General features: G+C 67.0%; 16 protein-coding genes and 2 tRNA genes. 6 read left to right on the forward strand and 12 right to left on the reverse strand.

Going from position 1 to position 19,750, the window contains the following annotated elements:
* Positions 1–49: 49 nt before the first annotated feature.
* The 4 genes from BLQ14_RS10220 (at position 50) to BLQ14_RS10235 (ending at position 6,056) form a co-directional block, all read left to right on the forward strand.
* A tRNA-Arg gene (locus BLQ14_RS10220) sits at positions 50–126 on the forward strand.
* Positions 127–238: 112 nt separating this feature from the next.
* On the forward strand, positions 239–1,312 hold the full coding sequence (locus tag BLQ14_RS10225; protein WP_092500461.1) for a tartrate dehydrogenase: 1,074 nt from the start codon (positions 239–241) through the stop codon (positions 1,310–1,312).
* A gap of 315 nt (positions 1,313–1,627) precedes the next feature.
* Positions 1,628–5,626 carry a PAS domain S-box protein gene (locus tag BLQ14_RS10230; protein WP_170068437.1) on the forward strand — a complete coding sequence of 1,333 codons (3,999 nt, stop codon included), beginning with the start codon at positions 1,628–1,630 and terminating at the stop codon, positions 5,624–5,626.
* 25 nt (positions 5,627–5,651) lie between these two features.
* On the forward strand, positions 5,652–6,056 hold the full coding sequence (locus BLQ14_RS10235; protein ID WP_092500463.1) for a response regulator: 405 nt from the start codon (positions 5,652–5,654) through the stop codon (positions 6,054–6,056).
* Positions 6,057–6,308: 252 nt separating this feature from the next.
* Here BLQ14_RS10235 and BLQ14_RS10240 read toward each other — a convergent pair whose 3' ends face one another.
* The 7 genes from BLQ14_RS10240 to BLQ14_RS10270 form a co-directional block, all read right to left on the reverse strand.
* Positions 6,309–6,641 carry an Hpt domain-containing protein gene (locus BLQ14_RS10240; protein ID WP_092500464.1) on the reverse strand — a complete coding sequence of 111 codons (333 nt, stop codon included), beginning with the start codon at positions 6,639–6,641 and terminating at the stop codon, positions 6,309–6,311.
* Positions 6,642–6,697: 56 nt separating this feature from the next.
* A complete protein-coding gene (locus BLQ14_RS10245; RefSeq protein WP_170068435.1) occupies positions 6,698–7,726 on the reverse strand; it encodes a response regulator in 1,029 nt (342 codons plus the stop codon).
* 164 nt (positions 7,727–7,890) lie between these two features.
* Positions 7,891–7,965, reverse strand: a tRNA-Gln gene (locus BLQ14_RS10250).
* Positions 7,966–8,042: 77 nt separating this feature from the next.
* On the reverse strand, positions 8,043–8,876 hold the full coding sequence (gene kdsA, locus BLQ14_RS10255; protein WP_092500466.1) for a 3-deoxy-8-phosphooctulonate synthase: 834 nt from the start codon (positions 8,874–8,876) through the stop codon (positions 8,043–8,045).
* Between the two features lie 7 nt (positions 8,877–8,883).
* The gene (locus tag BLQ14_RS10260; RefSeq protein ID WP_092500467.1) at positions 8,884–10,518 is read right to left on the reverse strand and encodes a KpsE/RkpR family capsule polysaccharide export protein; all 1,635 of its coding nucleotides are present in this window, start codon (positions 10,516–10,518) and stop codon (positions 8,884–8,886) included.
* Positions 10,496–11,155: an ABC transporter ATP-binding protein gene (locus BLQ14_RS10265; protein ID WP_092500607.1), complete on the reverse strand. Its 660-nt coding sequence runs from the start codon at positions 11,153–11,155 to the stop codon at positions 10,496–10,498. The genes BLQ14_RS10260 and BLQ14_RS10265 overlap by 23 nt, the downstream gene beginning before the upstream one ends.
* A 230-nt stretch (positions 11,156–11,385) precedes the next feature.
* Positions 11,386–12,648, reverse strand: coding sequence for a Na+/H+ antiporter NhaA (locus BLQ14_RS10270; protein WP_092500468.1), 1,263 nt, complete (start codon positions 12,646–12,648; stop codon positions 11,386–11,388).
* 123 nt (positions 12,649–12,771) lie between these two features.
* Between BLQ14_RS10270 and BLQ14_RS10275 the strand changes: the two genes are divergently transcribed.
* The gene (locus BLQ14_RS10275; protein ID WP_092500608.1) at positions 12,772–13,395 is read left to right on the forward strand and encodes a uracil-DNA glycosylase family protein; all 624 of its coding nucleotides are present in this window, start codon (positions 12,772–12,774) and stop codon (positions 13,393–13,395) included.
* Positions 13,392–14,183, forward strand: coding sequence for an SseB family protein (locus tag BLQ14_RS10280; RefSeq protein WP_092500469.1), 792 nt, complete (start codon positions 13,392–13,394; stop codon positions 14,181–14,183). The genes BLQ14_RS10275 and BLQ14_RS10280 overlap by 4 nt, the downstream gene beginning before the upstream one ends.
* Before the next feature lie 19 nt (positions 14,184–14,202).
* Here BLQ14_RS10280 and BLQ14_RS10285 read toward each other — a convergent pair whose 3' ends face one another.
* The 5 genes from BLQ14_RS10285 to mreC are packed head-to-tail and all read right to left on the reverse strand — an operon-like array spanning position 14,203 to position 19,678.
* A complete protein-coding gene (locus BLQ14_RS10285) occupies positions 14,203–15,141 on the reverse strand; it encodes a 2-hydroxyacid dehydrogenase (protein ID WP_092500470.1) in 939 nt (312 codons plus the stop codon).
* The gene (gene rodA / locus BLQ14_RS10290) at positions 15,138–16,286 is read right to left on the reverse strand and encodes a rod shape-determining protein RodA (RefSeq protein WP_092500471.1); all 1,149 of its coding nucleotides are present in this window, start codon (positions 16,284–16,286) and stop codon (positions 15,138–15,140) included. Before rodA ends, BLQ14_RS10285 begins: the two co-directional genes overlap by 4 nt.
* On the reverse strand, positions 16,283–18,232 hold the full coding sequence (mrdA, locus tag BLQ14_RS10295; RefSeq protein ID WP_092500472.1) for a penicillin-binding protein 2: 1,950 nt from the start codon (positions 18,230–18,232) through the stop codon (positions 16,283–16,285). The genes rodA and mrdA overlap by 4 nt, the downstream gene beginning before the upstream one ends.
* Positions 18,229–18,768 carry a hypothetical protein gene (locus tag BLQ14_RS10300; RefSeq protein WP_092500473.1) on the reverse strand — a complete coding sequence of 180 codons (540 nt, stop codon included), beginning with the start codon at positions 18,766–18,768 and terminating at the stop codon, positions 18,229–18,231. Before BLQ14_RS10300 ends, mrdA begins: the two co-directional genes overlap by 4 nt.
* Positions 18,761–19,678: a rod shape-determining protein MreC gene (gene mreC, locus BLQ14_RS10305; RefSeq protein ID WP_092500474.1), complete on the reverse strand. Its 918-nt coding sequence runs from the start codon at positions 19,676–19,678 to the stop codon at positions 18,761–18,763. Before mreC ends, BLQ14_RS10300 begins: the two co-directional genes overlap by 8 nt.
* Positions 19,679–19,750: the final 72 nt, after the last annotated feature.

The following is a 19,750-nucleotide window of genomic DNA, read 5'->3' on the forward strand; positions in this document are numbered from 1 at the left end:
AACTCCCCCCTTGTCAATCGCGGCCGGTGCGATTAGGTGAACGCCGCACGCGCTGGTAGCTCAGTTGGATAGAGTGCTTGACTACGAATCAAGAGGTCGGGGGTTCGAATCCTCCCCAGCGCGCCACTTCTTTCCTCTTCCGAAAAGCTGAAACCGCGCCCAGCATGTCGCATGCGATTGCGCGGCGGCGTCAGGTCTGGAACAACTGCGCCACGCGCATTGGCGAGCGGAGGCGGCGGTGAAAAGCTACAGGATCGCGTCCATACCCGGCGACGGGATCGGGCCCGAAGTGATCGAGGCCACGCTCGAGGTGCTGGGTGTGCTGGCGACGCGCGACGGCGGTTTCGGGCTTGACGTGACCGGTTTCGACTGGGGGTCCGAGCGCTATCGCCGCACCGGCGCGCTCATGCCGAAGGACGGGGTGGAGCAGCTGAAGCGCTTCGACGCCATCCTCTTCGGCGCGGTCGGAGCACCCGATGTGCCCGATCACGTCACGCTCTGGGGGCTGCGCCTGCCGATCTGTCAGGGGCTCGACCAGTATGCCAACGTCCGTCCTACGCGCATCCTGCCAGGTATCGCCTCGCCGCTTGCCGGCATCGGTGCGGGTGATCTCGACTGGGTGATCGTGCGCGAGAACTCCGAGGGCGAGTATTCCGGCCACGGCGGGCGCGCGCATCGCGGGCTGCCGCTCGAGGTGGGCACCGAAGTGGCCATCTTCACCCGTGCGGGCGTGGAGCGGATCATGCGCTTTGCCTTCGAGACGGCGCGATCGCGCCCGCGCAAGCTTCTGACCGTGGTCACGAAATCCAACGCCCAGCGGCACGGCATGGTGATGTGGGACGAGATCGCCGAGGAGGTCTCGGCCGAGTTTCCCGACGTGACGTGGGACAAGATGCTCGTCGACGCGATGACGGTGCGCATGGTGAAGAATCCGCGCTCTCTCGACACCATCGTGGCGACCAACCTTCACGCCGACATCCTCTCCGATCTTGCCGGCGCGCTTGCCGGCAGCCTCGGCGTGGCGCCAACCGCCAATCTCGACCCGACGCGCCGCAACCCCTCGATGTTCGAGCCGATTCACGGATCTGGTTTCGACATCACCGGCAAGGGCATCGCCAACCCGGTGGCCAGTTTCTGGACCGCGGCCATGATGCTCGAGCACCTGGGCGAGGCGGCATCGGCCGGCCGGCTGATGCGGGCGGTGGAAAAGGTCTGCGCGGCGGGCATCCTTACGCCCGATGTCGGCGGCAGCGCCACCACGCGCGAGGTCACCGAAGCCGTTTGTGAGGCGATTCGCGCAGCCAACGCCTGAGGCTCCTCGCCGAACGGCGCTAACGTTGCGTCAACAGGGCACGCTCCTGCCCCAATCCTGCCCATTTCCGCGGCCACACTGGGGGCTGCGCGGGGCATGATCCGCGCGCCTGACGGGCAGAAAAGCGGCATCAGACCGCGGCTTGACGCCGATGCGAAACGACGGGCAGGGGCAGACATGAAACATCAGTGGCAGCCCGCGCGTGCGGGACATGGGTTCATTTCCATCTGGGGTCACGTTGCTGGAAGGCTGGCGTTCATCCTTCTTTCAGCCTGCCTGATGCTTCTGGGCGGCAGCCCCCGGCCCGCCGCCGCCATGCCGGAACACGATGCCACCATGGTCGTGGGCGTGCGCGCGCATCTTGGTGTGCATGACGCCATCCGGCGCTGGCAGCCCACGATCGATTACCTGAACGAAAAGATCGCCGGCGCGCGCTTTATCCTCAAGACCTATCCCACTCCCGAGTCGGTGATCGATGGGGCCGCCATGGGCGAGTTCGATTTCGTGATCACCGACCCGGGCAGCTTCGTGACAATGGAGGTCGAGCACGGGGTCAAGAGCCTCCTGTCGCTGGTGGTGTCCTGGCAGGGGCGGCCGGTGCGGCAATTCGGCTCGGTCATCTTCACCCGGAGGAGCGACTCGCACATCGTCTCGCTCGGTGATCTGCGCGGGCGCACGCTGATGGCGGTTGCCCCTGATGCCTTTGGCGGCTGGCTCGTGGCGAAGGAAGAGTTTCACGAAAAGGGATACACGCCGGAAAAGCATCTCAAGAGCATCTTGTTTGCCGGCGGTAACCAGCGGAATGTCGTGCGTGCGGTTCAGGAAGGGTGGGTTGACGCGGGCGTCGTGCGCACCGGTACTCTCGAGCAGATGGCGGCGGAGGGGCGGATCGACCTGTCGGCCTTCCACGTCGTCGCGCCGCGCCGCGTCCCGGGCTTTCCGTTCCTGCTGTCAACCGATCTCTACCCGGAATGGGTTCTCGCTGCGAGCCCGGCGGCGCCGGAAGCGTACAGGGCTGCCGTGATCGATGCCCTGCGCGCCCTCCCGCCGGACAGCCGCGCCGCGCGCGAGGGCGGCTATGTCGGCTGGACGCTGCCGCTCGACTACTGGCCGGTGCATGTTCTCTTCCAGGAGCTCAAGGCCGGCCCCTACACGGACTATGGCGAGGCCACGCTTGCCGATGCGCTGTGGGAAAACCGCTACTGGCTCGTCGGCATCGCCGCATCCGTCATCGGCCTGATCTTCGCACTCGTGATGCTGGCGCGCCATGAGCGGCGACTCGCGCGCGCCAATGCCGAGCTTGCCGGGCTGCGCGGCACGGAGATCGAGTTCTATCGCCATGTGCTCCAGTCGCACGCGATCGTCACCATCACCGATGCCGACGACTGCATCGTCTATGCCAGTGACCGGTTCCTGGAGATTTCCGGCTACAGCCGCGAGGAAGTGATCGGGCGGCGCCACGACTTCCTGCGCTCGGGGCTGCATCCGCCGGAATTCTACGAGGAGATCCGCCGCACGGTCCGCCGGGGCGAGACCTGGACCGGGGAAATCTGCAACCGCCGCAAGGACGGCTCGCTGTGGTGGGTGCAGACCTCGATCATCCCGAAGATGGACCCGACCGGGCGCATCATCGGTTATGCCTCGATCCGCACCGACGTGACCGCACTCAAGGCCTCGCAGCGGGAGATGAACCTGCGCGAGTTTCTCGACTGCGTTCCGGGCGAGAGCTACAAGTTCTGGGCCGAGGATCATCGCATCTTCTTTGCCAACAGCCTGGCGCTCAAGGCGACCGGCCTCAGCGAAGGCGAGATCAAGGGCCGCACGCTGTACGAGTTCCTGTCGCCATGCGACGCGCATCGCCTGCGTCAGCTTCTCGAGGACATGCCTCTTGAGCGTGGCCAGACGGTGGAGTTCGAATGCGAGCGCCGCATGCCCGATGGCCGGCGCGTGCCGACGCGCTTTCATATCCACCTGCTCATGCCCGAAGGGGGCGCGCCGTGCTTTCTGGCGACGCTTCACGACATCTCGGGTCTCAGCCACGCCCGCGATCAGGTCGAGCAGCTTTCGGCGACGCTCGACGAGTTCCAGGAACAGATATACATGTTCTGGCCCGAGAACCGCCGCTTCTTCTACGTCAATCGCGCCGCGCGCGAATGGGTCGGGCTGCCGGAGGAGGAGATCTTCCGGCTGACCCCGGCCGATCTCGAGGGTGGCTTGAGCGAGGAGGAATGCGACCGGCTTCTTCGCCCGATGATCGAGGGCAGGCGCCACCAGGCCGTCTTCTGCCGTGAGCTGCGCATGAAGGACGGGCGGCTTCGCACCATCGAATATGACGTGAAGTATGTTCGCCCTGAAGGCCGCCGCCCCCGTTTCGTGGCCGTTCTGCGCGACGTCACCGCGCGCGCGCGCGCCGAAAGAGAGGTGCGCCAGCTCAAGAGCACGCTCGATCTCATCGATACCGAGATCTACATGTTCTGGCCGGAGAGCTACGAGTTCACCTATCTCAACAAGAAGGCGCTGAGGCGCATCGGCTGGCGCGAGACCGAGTGGCACGGCAAGCACACCTACGACAACATCACCGAGCAGCAACAGGCGCTTCTGGAAGAGCGCTGCCGCAAGCTCATCGAGGGCCCCGAGCGCTCGATGGTGTTCGAATACCGTGATCGTCACGGAACGCCGCTCGAGATCTATCTGCACCTGATCGAGCCCGAGGGTGAACCGCCGCGCTTCATCTCCGTCTATCGCGACATATCCGAACGCAAGCAGGCGGAAAAGGCCAAGAGTCAGTTCCTTTCCACCGTAAGCCACGAGCTGCGCACGCCCCTGACCTCGATCAAGGGCTCGCTGGGGCTGCTCAAGGCCGGGCTTGGCTCGGCCGACCCGGCGCGCGTCGCCTCAATGATCGACATCGCCTACGCCAACGCCGATCGCCTGCACCGGCTGGTTGACGACATTCTCGACTGGGAGAAGATCGAGGCCGGCAAGATGACCTACCACATGGAGGAATGTGACCTCGTTGAAGTTCTGCGCGATGCGGTGACCCACAACGAGGCCTACGGCCGCCAGCATGGCGTTCGGTTCCGGCTCGATGCGCCCAGGCATCCGGTGATGTGCCGGCTCGACCGTGACCGGATCGCCCAGGTGCTGGCCAATCTGCTGTCGAATGCGGCCAAGTTCTCCGGCGACAGCGACGAGGTTGAGGTGATTCTCGAGCTGGCGCCGAGCGGCACCGAGGCGGTGGTGCGTGTTCGCGACCACGGCATCGGCATTCCCGAGGCGGCCAAGGCAACGATCTTCGATCGCTTCACACAGGCCGACTCCTCCGACGTGCGCAAGGCAGGCGGAACGGGTCTTGGTCTCAGCATCAGCCGCGCCATCGTCGAGGCGCACGGCGGCACCATGGATTTCGAGAGCACCGAGGGCGTCGGCACGGTGTTCTACTTCGACCTGCCGCTATCGATTCCGGCCGAGGCAGGCGACAGCCCCGAGAAGGATGCCGGCAAGCTCACGGCTGAAGAGGACGGGCCGCGGGTGCTTGTCATCGAGAGCGGCACCGAAATGGCGATGGATCTGTGGCTGCGCCTTGAGCAGGCCGGGTGCCGCGCCCGTGTCGTGACCTCCGCGCCGGCGGCGCTCGAAGCCATGGCCGCCGATACGTTCGAGGCGGTCGTCATCAATGCCGCCCTCGCCGGAGGGCGGAGCGCGGCGCTGTTGCGCAGGGTGCGGCGCGACTCCGCGACCAAAGGCTGCGATGTCATCCTCTACACCCCGGCCGACGGCGGGGCGGATCGTGACGAGCGGCTCGACACGATTGTCGCGACCACGGTCGCCCGCCTGCAGCACGGGGGCGCAGGCAACGTTGCCGCGCAGGCTGCAGCTGCGGGCGCGACGCCGGGCGGCAAACGGCGCCGGGCACTGGCCATCGGCGATCGCCACGCCGACCCCGAGCTTGTCAACTCGCTCGCACGCTCCGGGGCGGAGGTTATCCGCGTCGGTGCGCTTTCACAGGCAGGCCGCCGGCTGGAAGGGGCCCTTTACGACGTGGTCGCGCTGGATCCCTCGGAAGCGGTGTTCGAATGGGAAAAGGCGCTTGAAGCCTTCATCGGCGGGGCATGGCCGCGCGTATCTGTGATGGTCTTCGCCGGGCGTCGCAGCGGCGGCAACCAGGGCCCCGGAGGGAACAGCGCCGGCCACGCGTTCTCAGCGTCTGCACGCCCGGAGGGGAAGCGCAAGCGCAGCGCGGGCCGCGACGGGCCGGACACGGCCAAGGCAGCGCCCGCCGCAAGGAATGGCGCGGAAGCGATCAAGGGATGACAGGGAAAGGTCCGAGGGAAGAGAAATGCGAGAATTGAAGAAAATTCTTCATGTTGAGGATGACCCCGATATTTCGGAGATCACGCGCATGGCGCTCGAGGGGCTGCACGGCTTTGCCGTCTGTTCCTGCCTGGAATGGCGAGACGCGCTCGAGAAATGTGTGGAGTTCAAGCCCGATCTCTTGCTTCTTGACGTGATGATGCCCGGCAAGACCGGCCCCGAGCTGCTCACGGAGCTGCGGCGCCTGCCCGGCATGGAGCGGACGCCGGCCATATTCATGACCGCCAAGGTGCAGGCCTCGGAGATCGAGGCATTTCTTGCAGCAGGCGCCATCGCGGTGCTGACAAAGCCCTTCGATCCGATGACACTCGGTGATCAGATCCGCGCGGAGTGGGCACGCCACGCATCCGCCGCGGCGGCCGAAGCCTGAGCTTCCCCGGCGCCAGCCCGCTCGTGCCGGTTCGGAGAGACCGGCGTCGGCGCTGCCGGCGCCGGCTTGTCGCCTTGGGAGGCCGGACCGGGCCACGCCCGGAAGAGTGGCGCTGCGGGCCGCGTGCCTGACAGGCGCGGCCCTCGCGTTCGCCAGGATCGGCCATTTCGGGGCTCGTGAGGTGCCGGGCAGGCGCCATTCCTGACGCCGCGTCCCGGTTCGTGTCGGCGGACGTTTGCGCGTTCGGCCGGGTCAGCTGGCGCGTTCGGCGCGCTCTATTTCGCGGATGAGCAGCTCAAGCCGCGCCGCCACGCGCGCCAGAGCGGCGGGAGCGACATTGCCCGCGGCGAGCTGCGCCTGGGTTTCGTGCTCGCACTCCGCGGCGCGCGTGCCGAGTTCGGCGAACCCGAGTGTTGCGGCCGTGCCGTGTATCTTGTGAGCGCGAAATTGCACCTCTTCCAGGATGTCCTGCGTTGCCCGGCCGGACACGAGTTGATCAAGAAGCGGGCGCAGCCGCGCGCCATGCTCGCGAAGCTGCTCGGCGTAGCGTTTGCGGATCCTGGCGATGGCGTCTTCCATCGGCATCCGGCATGGCCTCCCCTAGCAAACGGTCGAATGGCCGCCCGCGCAGCACCACCCGCCTACCAGTAGACGTGCGTCAACTCCCTTTGCCGCGGCGCGCCGCCCGTGACGGTGGGCAAAATGGCCGCGCCAGCTCGCTTTCCGGCGACAACGCGCAAGGCCTTTTTCTCGACCGCCTCGATCGCCTCGTGCAGCGGCGCCAGCGCGCCGCCTGCGCGGAAGAGACGGTGCGCCGCGGGTTCGCCGATGACGGCCGCAACCGGAATCGGTGTCGTGTCGTCATAGACCGGCATGATCTCGTCGAGCCGCACCTGCAGGTTTGCCTTGAGGTCGGCGCACAGCGCGTCGGCATCGCGGCGGTCGCAGGCGATGGTGAAAAGCCCCGAGCCGCGGTAGGCCATCAGATAGGCGTGGCCGCGCATGCTTTCGGCCAGAGCCTCGGCGATGTCGGTGAGGAAAAAGCGGAAGCTTCGCGCCGAGCAGCGCTCGAAGATCTCGGCGATGTTGGCCACTTTCGCCGCCAGGATCGACGACATGAACTGACGGCCGCGGCTCAGTTGCAGGAGGTAATTCTCGAAGGCGAGGTATTCGATCATCCCGTCGATGTCGGGGATGCTCACCGGCTCGGTGAGCAGCGCGCGGTCCTTGATCTCGCTTTCCTTGCGCGCCGACATCAGTGCGACCTGGTGTTCAAGGGCGCGGCGGCGCTCCTCGATGATGGTCTCGGCGTTGCGCAGCCGGGTGATGAGCTCGATCACCTCGAAGGGCTTGGTGATGTAGTCCGAGGCACCGGCGGCGAAGGCGCGGTCGATATAGGACTTTTCGGCCATTGCCGTGAGCATCAGGATCGGCGCCCGCGCATATTGCGGAAACTGTCTGATGCGCCGGCACAGCTCGATGCCGTCCATCTGCGGCATCTGGATGTCGAGCAGAAAGCAGTCGAAGGGTTGGCGCGCGGTGTTCAGGATCTCGAGCGCCCTGGCGCCCGAATCGGCAACTTCAATGTCGGCGTATCCGGCGCTGGCCAGGATCTCGCGCAGCAGCTCGAGGATGATGGCGTCGTCATCGACCGCGAGGATCCGTATCATCTGCTCCTGCCTTTCCCTCTTCCCGCGGAGCCTTTCACGCTGCGGGATGGCTCGATTCATGTTTGATTCGAGTGTGGGTTGTAATTGTGGCGAAATCTCGACCATTTCGGTCAAGCGGACAGGATGCAGGGTCCTTTCGGAGTCATTCGCTGGCGACGGAAGACTGGCTGGGGTGGTAGGATTCGAACCTACGGTACACGGTACCAAAAACCGCTGCCTTACCACTTGGCTACACCCCAGCGGTGGGCAGCTAGTTACTCAACCACGGCGCCCACTGCAAGAGCCGCGTGGTGAAATTTTCCGGCGACGGAAGGGTTCAGAAGCCCGTTCGGCGCGCCTTGGCAACGCGGTCGAGAGCCACCAGTTCGGCCAGCAGATCGGGCAGCCACGAGAGGGGCAGCATGTTGGGCCCGTCCGACGGCGCGCGGTCGGGGTCATCGTGGGTTTCGAGAAACACGGCCGCAACGCCGACAGCCACCGCCGCCCGGGCGAGAACCGGCGCCATGCGCCGGTTGCCGCCCGATCGCCCCGAGGCCCCGCCGGGGGACTGCACGGCGTGAGTCGCATCCATCACCACCGGATGGCCCGATGCCCTCATGACCTCAAGGCCGGTCATGTCGGCAACCAGTGCGTGATAGCCGAAAAAGGTGCCGCGCTCGGTAAGAACCACCGCCTCGCCACCGCCTGCCGCAACCTTCGCCGCGGCATGAGTCATGTCCGCGGGGGCGAGAAACTGCCCCTTCTTGATGTTCACCGGCTTGCCGGTGGCTCCGGCCGCGATGAGAAGATCGGTCTGACGGCACAGGAACGCCGGAATCTGCAAGAGATCCACCGCCTCTGCGGCCGCGGCGCACTGGCCCGGCAAATGCACGTCAGTTGTGACCGGAAGGCCGAAGTCGCGCTTGATCCGTGCGAGAATGGCGAGCCCCTCTTCCATCCCCACGCCGCGCGGCGCGTCGGCCGAGGTGCGATTGGCCTTGTCGAAGCTGGACTTGAAGATGAGAGGCACACCTGCCGCCTCGGCGATGCCCGCAAGACGGCCGGCCATCATGCGCGCATGCGCCTCGCTCTCGATCTGGCAGGGACCGGCAATCAACGCGAGCGGCAGGTCATTGCCGAGTTCGACCCCCCCGACGCTGACGTGTCTCACCGCGCGCTCATCCCGAAACCTGCTCGCGCAACACCGAGGCGGTGAGCGAGATCATCAGGTAGATGCCCGAGAAGATGACGAGCGCCAGCACGGAATTCTCGAAGGCGCGCGGATAGGTCGCCTCATCGGGGGCCACCGGGCTCACGCCCATCGACAGGAAGCGGGTCTGGCGATTGGCCTCGATTCGCGCTGCCTCGAGCTGCTGCAGCGCCTGGGTCATCATCAACTGCCGTGTCTGCAGCTCGGTCTCGGCCAGCCGGAGCTGCCCGGTGATCTGCGCGAGCGAGGCGGAGTTGGTGCCGCTCTGGGTCATCTGTGCGCGCAACTCGGCGATGAGCGCCTCGAGGCGTTCAATATCGCCCCTCACGCCCTCCACGCGCGCCCTGTTGGGGCGGGGGTTGTCGAGGAGCTGCTGCAGTTCCAGCCGTTTCTGGAGCAGTTGAGTTTCGAAGGTGGTGATCTGTCCGAGCAGCGCGCCGCTTTCGGCGGCGGGGTCGAAAACGCCCAGCCGCTCCTGCAGCTCCTGCACCCGGCGCTGGGCCTCGATGAGCCTGGCTTCCGCCTCCTCGAAGGCTTCGCGCGCGCCCTTCATCTGATCTTCACGCAGGCGATGGGTGAGCTGATCGACCTGCTCTTCGGCATATTCGATCAGCTTTCTCGAGAAGGCGACGCTCAGTTGGGGGTCGGGCGCGATCACACGCATCTTTACCACGCCTTCCGTCGGATCGTAGCCGACCTTCACCACCCGCCGATAAAGCTTGTAGGCGTCCTCCATGGAGGCGTTGGGATCCAGCCTTTGAAGCGGGTCGATCGTGGGGGCGCTGAAGTGCTTGCGAAAGCCCAAGTCCGCGTCGAGGCGCAGCATCGCATCGCGCGACTGCAGATAGCCCTGAACGGTGATCGAGTCCTGCGATGTGGCGAAGCCGGTTCCCGAAAACAGCCCGCCGAGCTGAGAGGTGGAAGGGGCGTCCGCCTTCTGGATGACGAACTCGGTGTTCGTCTCGTACATCGGTGTGGCGATCGCGAAGTAGTAATAGCTCGTGATGATTGTCGGCAGCACCACGAAAAAGAACAGCCGGACCACGAGCTGCGCCATCTTGCGCCGGCGGCGGCGGACGATGTCGCGCTGCATGCGCATGATCTGGGCCGCACGCTGATCTTCGGCGAGAACCTGGGTCGAGGGGACAGGCGCTGCCTTCACCGTTTGCGGGAGCTTCGGCTCGGTCTCCTCGCCGCCGCCGCGGTTGGGGACCACGAGCTCAAGCATGTTGGCGCGCTCGAAGGGGTCGATTCCCCGCTGGCGCAGCAAGCGCACGGCATCGAAATCGGACGTGGGCGAGAGCCCATGCCTCTGGGCCACGCGCCGCGCCATGCGAAGCTGGCGGCCGGTGAGCCCTTCGCGGCGGATGGCGTCGATTTCGGCCTCGGCCCTCACTTCGGCGGCCGATGACACCTCGGCTCCGGCCCGCGCGGTGGGATAGGCGCGGCTGCCCAGCCCGTCCTCGACTTCGGTGTCGAGCGGATTCTCACCCGAGGCGCGCTGCCCGGCTTCGGGGCGCGGCTGCGCGTCGGCGGCAGGTGCCTCGGCGGCCGGACCGCTTCTGCGGATGCGGAATTTCCTAGCCTTGGGCTTGGTAGTCATAGAGGGCCCTCGCTTCCTCGAGCGTATCGAACATGTAGAGCTGCCCGTCGCGAAGGACAGCGGCCGAGCGGCAGAGCTTTTCAAGTGTCTTCGGCTGATGCGAGACGACCACAACCGTGCGGTCGCGAAGCCGCTCGCGCAGGATGTCGCCAGCCTTGCGGTTGAATTCCACGTCCGTGGATGAGGGCATGCCCTCATCGATCAGGTAAAGGTCGAAATCGAGCACCAGAAGCAGCGCGAAGTTCAGCCGCGAGCGCATGCCCGAGGAATAGGTTCCGATCGGCATGTCGAAATATTCCTCAAGCCCGCATACCCAGCGGCAGAAGGCCTCCACGTAATCGGGGTCGAGCCCGTAGAGCCGGGCGATGTAGCGCACATTTTCCCGGCCGGTGTGCCGCGGCACCAGCCCGCCCATGAACCCGAGCGGAAAGGAGACGCGGCCATAGCGGCGGATCCTGCCTTCATCGGGCTTCTCCAGGCCGGCCATCATGTTGACGAGCGTGGTCTTGCCGGTGCCGTTCGGCGCGAGAATCCCGAGCGAATTGCCGCGTTCCACGACAAAGGAGGCGCGGTCAAGGATGACCTTGCGACGCTTGCCGGTCCAGAAGGACTTCGACACGTTCTCGAATTCGAGCAGTCGCTCCGCAAACACCGTTCCGCCGCCCTGTCCTGCCTGCCTGACGTGTGGCCTCTTCTGCCGCGGCTTGCCGCCGCTCGTGCCATCGCGGTCAGATAGCGCGGATTTTGGTCAAGATTATGTCCAGACTGTTTTTCGGAACTCAACAGTTGACGCAACGGTGTCCGTGAAGTGACAGGGGCCGCACACTTGCCGCGCGGCCCCTTTCGAGTGGCATTCCTCGCGGCGGTTCAGCCGTGCTGCTTCTGCACCCGGAAGAGAATGCCGGCGATGACCGACATGGCAGCCGCCCCGAAGCTGAACAATGCGCCCATCTTGGCCGCGTCCTGCACCGGGCCGGCCTCGAACGCGACCGAGGCCACGAACAGGGCGACCGTGAAGCCGATGGCGGCCACGCAGCCAAGCACAAACAGATCCGCCATGCGCATGCCGACCGGCAGGCCGAGCTTCAGCGGCCCGGAGGCGAGCCAGCCGAACAGGAAGATGCCCACGGGTTTGCCGACGAGCAGCCCGGCCAGGACCAGCCAGGTCGGCGTACCGATGGCGGCGAACTCGACGCCGGCGTTGGCCAGCCCGAAGAAGAACAGAATCACCTCCACGGGCTGCTTGAGCATGTGCTCGATGTCGTTGAGCAGATCGTGAAGGAACCTTTCCGCGTCCGCAAAGATGCCGAATGCCCGGTCGGCGTGCGGAATCGCCGGAATGACCGGCAGCAGGCCGAGGGCCGGGTGCAGCCCCGCCTCCTGAAAGCCGTACCAGCTCAGCGCGCCGGCAATCGCATAGGGCCAGAATGACAGCCGCTTTCGCACCCATGTGGAGTTGGGGCGGGCCTGATTGCCGCGGTCGAGCCGGCGCGGCAGCCAGTTGAAGAGGACGAAGGCGGCCAGGGCCGCTCCCGCCGAAAGCAGAAGCCACTGTGGCGCGAGTTCGCCGGAAGGGTAGAAGACGGCCAGAATGATGAGCCCCGCGGCGTCATCGGCGATGGCAAGCAGCAGCAGGAAGCGCACTGCAGGGTGACCGGCGCCGAAGACCATCCGTCCCACGAGATAGGAGAACGCGATGTCGGTGGCCGTCGGTATGGCCCAGCCGCGCGCAACTGCATCGTAGACATCCGAGCCGAGGAAGGCGGCAAGGCCGAGATAGACGGCGACCGGGCCCGCCATGCCGCCAATCGTGGCGATCAGCGGCGTCGCGGCCTTCCGGCCGCGCAGCGAGCCGTTCTCGAGGATGATGGCTTCCCACACCTCCTTGCCGGCGATGAAGAAGAAGAAGGCCATCCCCACGTCGTTGACGAGGTAGTGGAGGGTCAGCGTCCTGTGCACTTCTCCGGCTTCGTCGTAATGGGCATGGCCGATGATGAAGTCGTCGATCAGCACGTACTCGACGAAATCATGGTATCCGTGCGGGTCCAGGTTGGCCCACACCAGCGCGACGAGTGCCCCTCCGATCAGCAGAAGCGAATACTCGGAGAGGAAGTTCCAGACCTTGTACATGCGAATTCCCTGTTGCTGATCGCCGCTTCGGATAGTGGAATCGCCACAGACCGGCAAGCGCGGCAGCGGGTGCGGCGGCGCGGGTCGATTTGCACTTTTCCGGCGATCGGCTACACGGGCTTCATGCAACCTGCCACCGCCGCCGAATGGCTTGACACGCTTAAGGCCGAGATCAGGCGCTGCCGCCACTGCGCCGCGCGCTTTGCCGCCACGGCGACGGCCCATGAGCCGCGGCCGGTGGTGTGGTTCGGCGCGACGGCGCGCATTCTCATTGTCGGTCAGGCGCCGGGAATGCGCGTGCATGAGGCGGGCGTGCCCTTCCGCGACCCTTCCGGCGACCGGCTGCGCGAATGGATGGGGGTGGATGAGGCCACCTTCTATGACATCTCCCGCATCGCCATCGTGCCGATGGCCTTCTGCTTTCCAGGCTATGACGGGCGCGGTGCCGATCTGCCCCCGCCGCCCGATTGCGCGCGAAAATGGCGCCAGCGCGTGATGGAGGCATTGCCGCGCCCGCGTCTGACGCTGCTCATCGGCGGCCATGCCCAGCGCTGGCACCTCGGACGGGAGGCCGCACGGGCCGGCGTCACGCGCACCGTGGCAAACTGGCGTGCCTGCGCGCCTGATGTCCTGCCCTTGCCGCACCCGTCCTGGCGCAACACGGCCTGGCTCAACCGCAACCCCTGGTTTGCCGAGGAGCTCATCCCCGAGCTGCGCCGGCGCGTGAAGGAGGCTCTGGCCACATGACCGCGCCCACCCCGCTCGACCGCGCCCACGCCGCCATGGCCGCCGCGCCCGAGAACGAGGCCGCCCGGCTCGCCTTCTACCGCCGCCTTGCCGATGCGGAGCTCTTCCTGATGCTGCGGGAGGAGCCGCGCGGCGAGGAGATCGAGCCCGAGGTGTTCGAGGTGGAGGGCGCGCCCCATGTGCTTGCCTTCGACACCGAGGAGCGGCTGGCCGACTTCGCCGCCCGCCCGGTGCCCCATGTGGCACTTTCGGGTCGCACGCTTGCCCGGCTTCTGGCCGGGCAGGGGGCAGGGCTTGGGCTCAATCTCGGCGTGCGCGCGTCCGAAACCGTGCTGCCGCCCGAGGCCGTGGCTTGGCTTGCGGCCGCGCTCCCGCCCGAGCCGCGCCGCAGCCAAGGGCGGATCGTTGAAGCCCGCCCACCCGCGGGTGTTCCCGAAGCGCTTCTCGAGGCGCTCGCCGAGAAGCTCGCGGCGGCGGCGGGTCTGGCGCAGGCCGCATGGCTGGCCGAGGTGCGCTACGAGAGTGGGGCGCCAGCCCAGCTCCTCGCCTTCGAGGGCGCGCTGCCCGGTGCCCAAGAGGCACTGGCGCGGGCCTGTGGCGAGGCGCTCTCGCTCTCGGGCATCGACGCGGGCGCGCTCGATGTCACCTTCCTTGAGCCGGGCAGCCCGGCGATCGAGCGTCTTTCGCGCGTGGCCCTGCGCTTCGACATTCCCGAGGCGCCGACCGAAACCGTATTGACGCCTGCCGCGCCCGGTACCGATCCGGGAAGTCCGCCGAAGCTGCGCTGAAGGCGCGGGGAATGCCGCCTCAATAGCCGCGTTCGCGATCGACCAGATGCAGGAGCGGCTCGCCCTTCTCGGCGCGGGCGATGTTCTCGGCAATCATCCGCGCCGCGCTTGAGGGGCGCGTCTCCGACGCGATGTGCGGCGTCACCGTCACCCTGGGATGGGTCCAGAACGGATGCCCCGCAGGGAGGGGCTCGGTGCGGAAGACATCGAGCGTGGCATGGGCGAGATGTCCCGAATCGAGCGCCGCGAGCAGCGCCTCGTCGTCGATGAGCGCCCCCCGGCCGGGGTTGATGAGCACGGCGCCGCGCGGCAGCCAACCGAGCCGTTCGGCGTTCATGAGCCCGTCGGTGTGCGGGGTCAGCGGCAGGAGAAGCACCACGATTTCCGCCTGCGCGAGCACCGCCCTCAGCCCTGCCTCGCCATGATGGCAGATGACACCCGGCATGTCCCTGGGGCTGCGGCTCCAGCCGCTCACGGCGAAGTTGAGCCGCGCCAGCGCCTCGGCGGCCGCGCCGCCAAGCGCGCCAAGGCCGAGCACCGCAACGCGCCGGTCGCGTGCGAGGGGCGGCGGCGTCGGCTCCCAGCGGTGCTCCGGGTTCACGATATGCGCATCCATGCCGAGGTGGTGGCGCAGCACGTGGCCGACGACATATTCGACCATGCCTTCCACAAGGCCCGGATCAACCATCCGCGTCAGCGGCTGGGTGAGGGTGGGGTTGGCAAGGAAGCTCTCCACCCCGGCCCAGGTGCTCAGAACCGCCCGTGCCCGGCTGTAAGGCGAGAAGTCCCGCACCGGGCCGTTGGGGGCGGCAACGATGTAGTCGACCGACGCCGGGTCATCGAAGGCGGTTGCCAGCTCCACCTGCAAGCCTTGCGCCTGGAACGCCTCGCGCAAGGGCGTCTCCCACTCCGCCCAGCGTTCCGTCGGTGCCGAGAACAGAACACGCAACGGTCTCATCCGCGGCTCCTTGGCCTGTGCACATGGGCGCTCTGAACGAGCCCGAAGGCGCCCATGAGAACCATCATCGCCGAGCCGCCGTAGCTGACCAGCGGCAAGGGCACGCCGACCACCGGCGCGAGCCCCATCACCATCGACATGTTGACCGCGAAGTAAAGGAAGAAGGTCGCGGCTATCCCCAGCGTCAGCAGCGCGCCGAAACGGTCGCGGTTGGTCAGCGCCGAGTGGATGCAGAAGCCGACAATGAGGACGTAGAGCAGCAGCAGCGAGAAGCTGCCGACGAAACCGAACTCCTCGGCGAGCGTGGTGAAGATGAAGTCGGTGTGCTTTTCGGGCAGGAAGTTCAGACGCGTCTGCGTGCCCTGCATGTAGCCGCGCCCCGCCCAGCCGCCCGAGCCCAGCGCGATCTTGGCCTGGGTGATGTGATAGCCGGCGCCGAGCGGGTCGCTGGAGGGGTCGAGAAAGGTGTCGATGCGGCGGTACTGATAGTCCTTCAGAAGCTGCCATGAGGTGCCGCGGCTGGCAAAGACGGCGCCGACAAGCCCGCCCGCAGCCCCGGCGACGGCGGCGAAATAGGCCCAGTGAACCCCGGCGAGGAACATCACGACCGCCCCGCCGGCCAGAAGCAGCAGCGCGGTGCCAAGGTCCGGCTGCTTGAGCACCAGCGCCGTGGGTATGAGGATGAGCACGAGCGGCACCGCAACCCACAGCGGATGTGACACCTTGCGCACGTCGAGCCAGTCGTAATAGGCGGCCAGCACCATGACGAGGGTGATCTTGGTCAGCTCCGAGGGCTGAAGCCGGATCGGGCCGAGAGCGATCCAGCGCTGGGCGCCCATGCCGGTGACGCCGAAGAACTCCACGAACAGGAGGAGGACAAGGCTCAGCGCAAAGGCGAGGCCGGCGACGTTGCGCCAGAACCAGATCGGCACCATGGCGACCCCGAACATCACCCCGAGACCGAGCGCAAAGCGCTTCATCTGCGGCTCGGCCCAGGTCGAGAATGCCCCCCCCGACACCGAGTAGAGCATCACGAAGCCCACCGCCGCGACCGCGAGGGTGAGCAGCACCAGCGGCCAGTTCATGTAGAGGATCTTGCGCGGCCCGGTCGGAATGCGCTGGACGGTGTATTCGAGATAGCTCATGCCCGACTCCTGCCCCGGCCGTCCTCGCCGTTGCGATACTGGCGCAGGTTGAGCGCCCGCAGCCGGTCCCCGATCTCGCGGCGCTGGGCGGCGGGATAGGCCTCGAGCGGCGGCATCCCGCCGCTGAGCGCGGCCAGCATGATGTCACGGGCGATGGGGGCTGCAGCCGTCGAACCGCCGCCGCCATGCTCGACCACCACCGAGCAGGCGAGGCGCGGTGCGTCATAGGGGGCGAAGGCCACGAAGAGCGCGTGGTCGCGCTGCTCCCAGGGAACCTCGTCATTGTCGAGCACGCCGCTCTCGCGTTCGGCGGCGGAGATGTTGCGCACCTGGCTTGTGCCGGTCTTGCCGGCAATCTTCATCTCGGCAAGCTCGACTCGCGAGCTCCAGGCCGTGCCGCGGCGGTTGTTGGTGACGGCGAGCATGCCGCGCCGGACGAGACGAAGGTGGCCCGGATCGATTCCCAGATCCCGGGCCGGGGCAGGGGGCTGCTCGGCTTCTCCGAGCCGGCGCACGAGGCGCGGCTCAAGCGCGCGTCCGCTCGCCAGCCGCGCCGTCATCACGGCAAGCTGCAGGGGCGAGGCGAGCACATAACCCTGACCGATCCCCGCGTTGAGCGTGTCGCCGATCAGCCAGTCGGCGCCGCGGTTGCGCCGCTTCCAGTCCTTGTCCGGGGTGAGCCCGCGCGCCACGGCCGACAGCGGCAGGTTGAACTGCGCGCCAAGCCCCAGTCGTCGCGCCATGGCGGCGATCTTCTCGATGCCGACCTTCTCGGCGACCTCGTAGTAATAGACGTCGCAGGATTGCTCGAGGCTGTCGATCAGGTTCACATGCCCGTGCCCGCCCCGCTTCCAGCAATGGAAGCGCCGGCGCCCCAGCTCCTTGTAGCCGGGGCACCACACGGTTTCTTCAGGCTTGATCACGCCCTCCTCGAGCGCGGCCAGCGCCACCACCATCTTGAAGGTGGAACCCGGCGGGTAGGTGCCCTGAACGGCCTTGTTGGCCAGCGGCCTGAGCGGCGTGTCGGTGAGTGCGCGGTAGTCCGCCACCGAGATGCCGCGGACGAACTTGTTCGGATCGAAGGACGGCGAGGAGGCAAGGGCAAGGATATCGCCGGTTTCGGTGTCGAGTACCACGGCCGACGCGCTTTCGCGGCCCAGCCGCGCCTGCACGAAGTTCTGCAGCCCCGCGTCGATGGTCAGCTCCACATCCGCCCCCGGCTGACCGGGCTGCCGGTCAAGCTCGCGCATGACGCGGCCGACGGCGTTGACCTCGATGCGCCGCGTGCCGGCCCGCCCCCGCAGGGCGTCCTCGAGCTTGGCCTCGACCCCCGTCTTGCCGATCTGGTAGCGCGGGATCTGCAAGAGCGGATCAGGATTCTCGATGCGCGACAGGTCATAGTCGCTGACCGGCCCCACATAGCCCACCACATGGGCAAAGTCCTCGCCCAGCGGATAGACGCGCGACAGCCCCACCTCCGGGTTGACGCCGGGCAGGGCAGGGGTGTTCACGGCCACCTCTGCGACGTCTTCCCAGTGCAGCCGCTCGGCCACGGTGACGGGGACGAAGGGGCTGCGGCGGTAGATCTCGGCGCGCACCCGCTCGATGTCTTCCGTCTCGAGCGGCAGGAGCCGCGCCAGCCGCGCAAGCACCTCATCCACATCGCCCGCGTCCTCGCGCACGATGACGATGCGGTAGAGCTGTTCGTTGTCGGCCAGCACCTCGCCATTGCGGTCGAAGATGCGCCCCCTAGGTGGCGGCAGCAGGCGGACGTTGATGCGGTTTTCCTCGGCGAGCAGGCGGAATTCGCTCGACTGTTCAAGCTGCAGGTGGCGCATGCGCGCAACGAGGATCCCGACGACTCCGAGCTGGGCGCCGGCCAGGATCAGCCCGCGCCGGGTGATCCGGCGCTCGCTCTCGGCCTGATCGCGGGGTGTGCGCTTCATACCCGGCCCTCCAGCGGATCAACCTCGCCGGGCGCGGCGCGCCGTATGCGCAGAACCTGGCGCACGACAAGCACCGTGAGCGGATAGGCCAGAAGCGTTGCCGCCGCGCCGGCTGCGGCCATCGTAAGCGGGGGCTGCGGCACCATGGTCAGCCAAAGGACAGTGCGGTAGGCGAGAAGCATGGCCAGAAGCGTGCCTGCCACGGTGAGCCATTCGGTGACGAAGGGGGTTTCCTCGTTCACGGACTGGTGGACGCGCAGGTATTCGGTGCCGAGCACGACCATGGCCGTCCACAGTCCCGGTGGCCGCATGTAGAGAAGGTCGGTTGCCAGAAACACCGCCGCGATGAGCGGAGCGGGCAGATGGCGCGGGCGGCGCATGACGATGGCGAAGGTCAGGGCAAGCATCACATCAGGGCCGGGATAGCGCCCGGCCTCGACGCTGATCGGGAGGATGTCAAGAAAGATGAGAAGCGCGCACAACGCCACATAGAGCGCACGGTTCGTCCAGCGCCGCAAGGCCTTGGGATCAACCATCGCCCACCTCCGCGCCAGCCTGCCCGGCGGGACTCAAGACGGGCGGTGCTTCGTCGGGAACGACAAGCGCGCCGGGATCCTCGATTCTCTCGACCGGGTACGAGCGCAGCACGCGCAGAAAATCGAGTCGCTCGTAGTCGGCGGCGAGGCGCACGCGAAAGCGCCCTTCAGGATCCTGCACCACCTGACCCACGAGAATGCCGGCGGGGAATACCCCCCCGTCGCCCGAGGTCACCACCCTGTCGCCCGGGCGGACAAGTTCTGGCTTCTCGATGAACTCGATCGGCGGCAGGTTGGAGTTGTCGCCCGAAAGAAGCCCGGTCTGGCCCGAGGGCTGGATCGTCACCGGAACGCGGGAGTTGGAATCCGTCAGCAGCAGCACGCGCGAGGTCCGCTCGCCCACCCCCGAGATGCGGCCCACGAGCCCGAGCCCGTCGGTGGTGGCCCAGCCATCGACGATGCCGTCACGGTGCCCGACATTGATCAGCACCGACTGGCGGAAGGGCGAACCGGCGTCGGCCAGCACCACTCCCGTCACCCAGGTGAGCTTGGGGTCAAGGCGCACCTTGTTGAGATCGAGAAGCTTGGCGTTCTTCTGTTCGAGCTGCAGCGCGGCCTCCTTCCAGGCCTTCATCTGCTGCAGCTCGCGCCTGAGTTCCTGGTTCTGCTCGTAGATCCGGGCATAGCTCTGGAACTCCGAGATCATGTCGGCCATTCGCGCCACGGGAATCAGCGCCCAGTCGAAGGAGGGCAGCACCCGGTCGATGATCTGCGCCCGAAGGCGCTCGACCCGCGGGCTGTCGATGCGCCAGAGCAGGAACAACGCCAGAAGGAACACCACCAGCGTTCCGATCAGAATGCGCCTGATCGGGCGGACGTACGTCTCGCCATTGCCCCGGTCTCTTGCCACGGTCGCCCCTCGCCCAGGCTTCGGTCGATCCGTCCCCCGCCCGCAAACCGCGCCCGGCTTCCGGGCACGGTC

Origin of the sequence: Meinhardsimonia xiamenensis (assembly GCF_900102905.1) — a bacterium.
Taxonomy (GTDB): domain Bacteria; phylum Pseudomonadota; class Alphaproteobacteria; order Rhodobacterales; family Rhodobacteraceae; genus Meinhardsimonia; species Meinhardsimonia xiamenensis.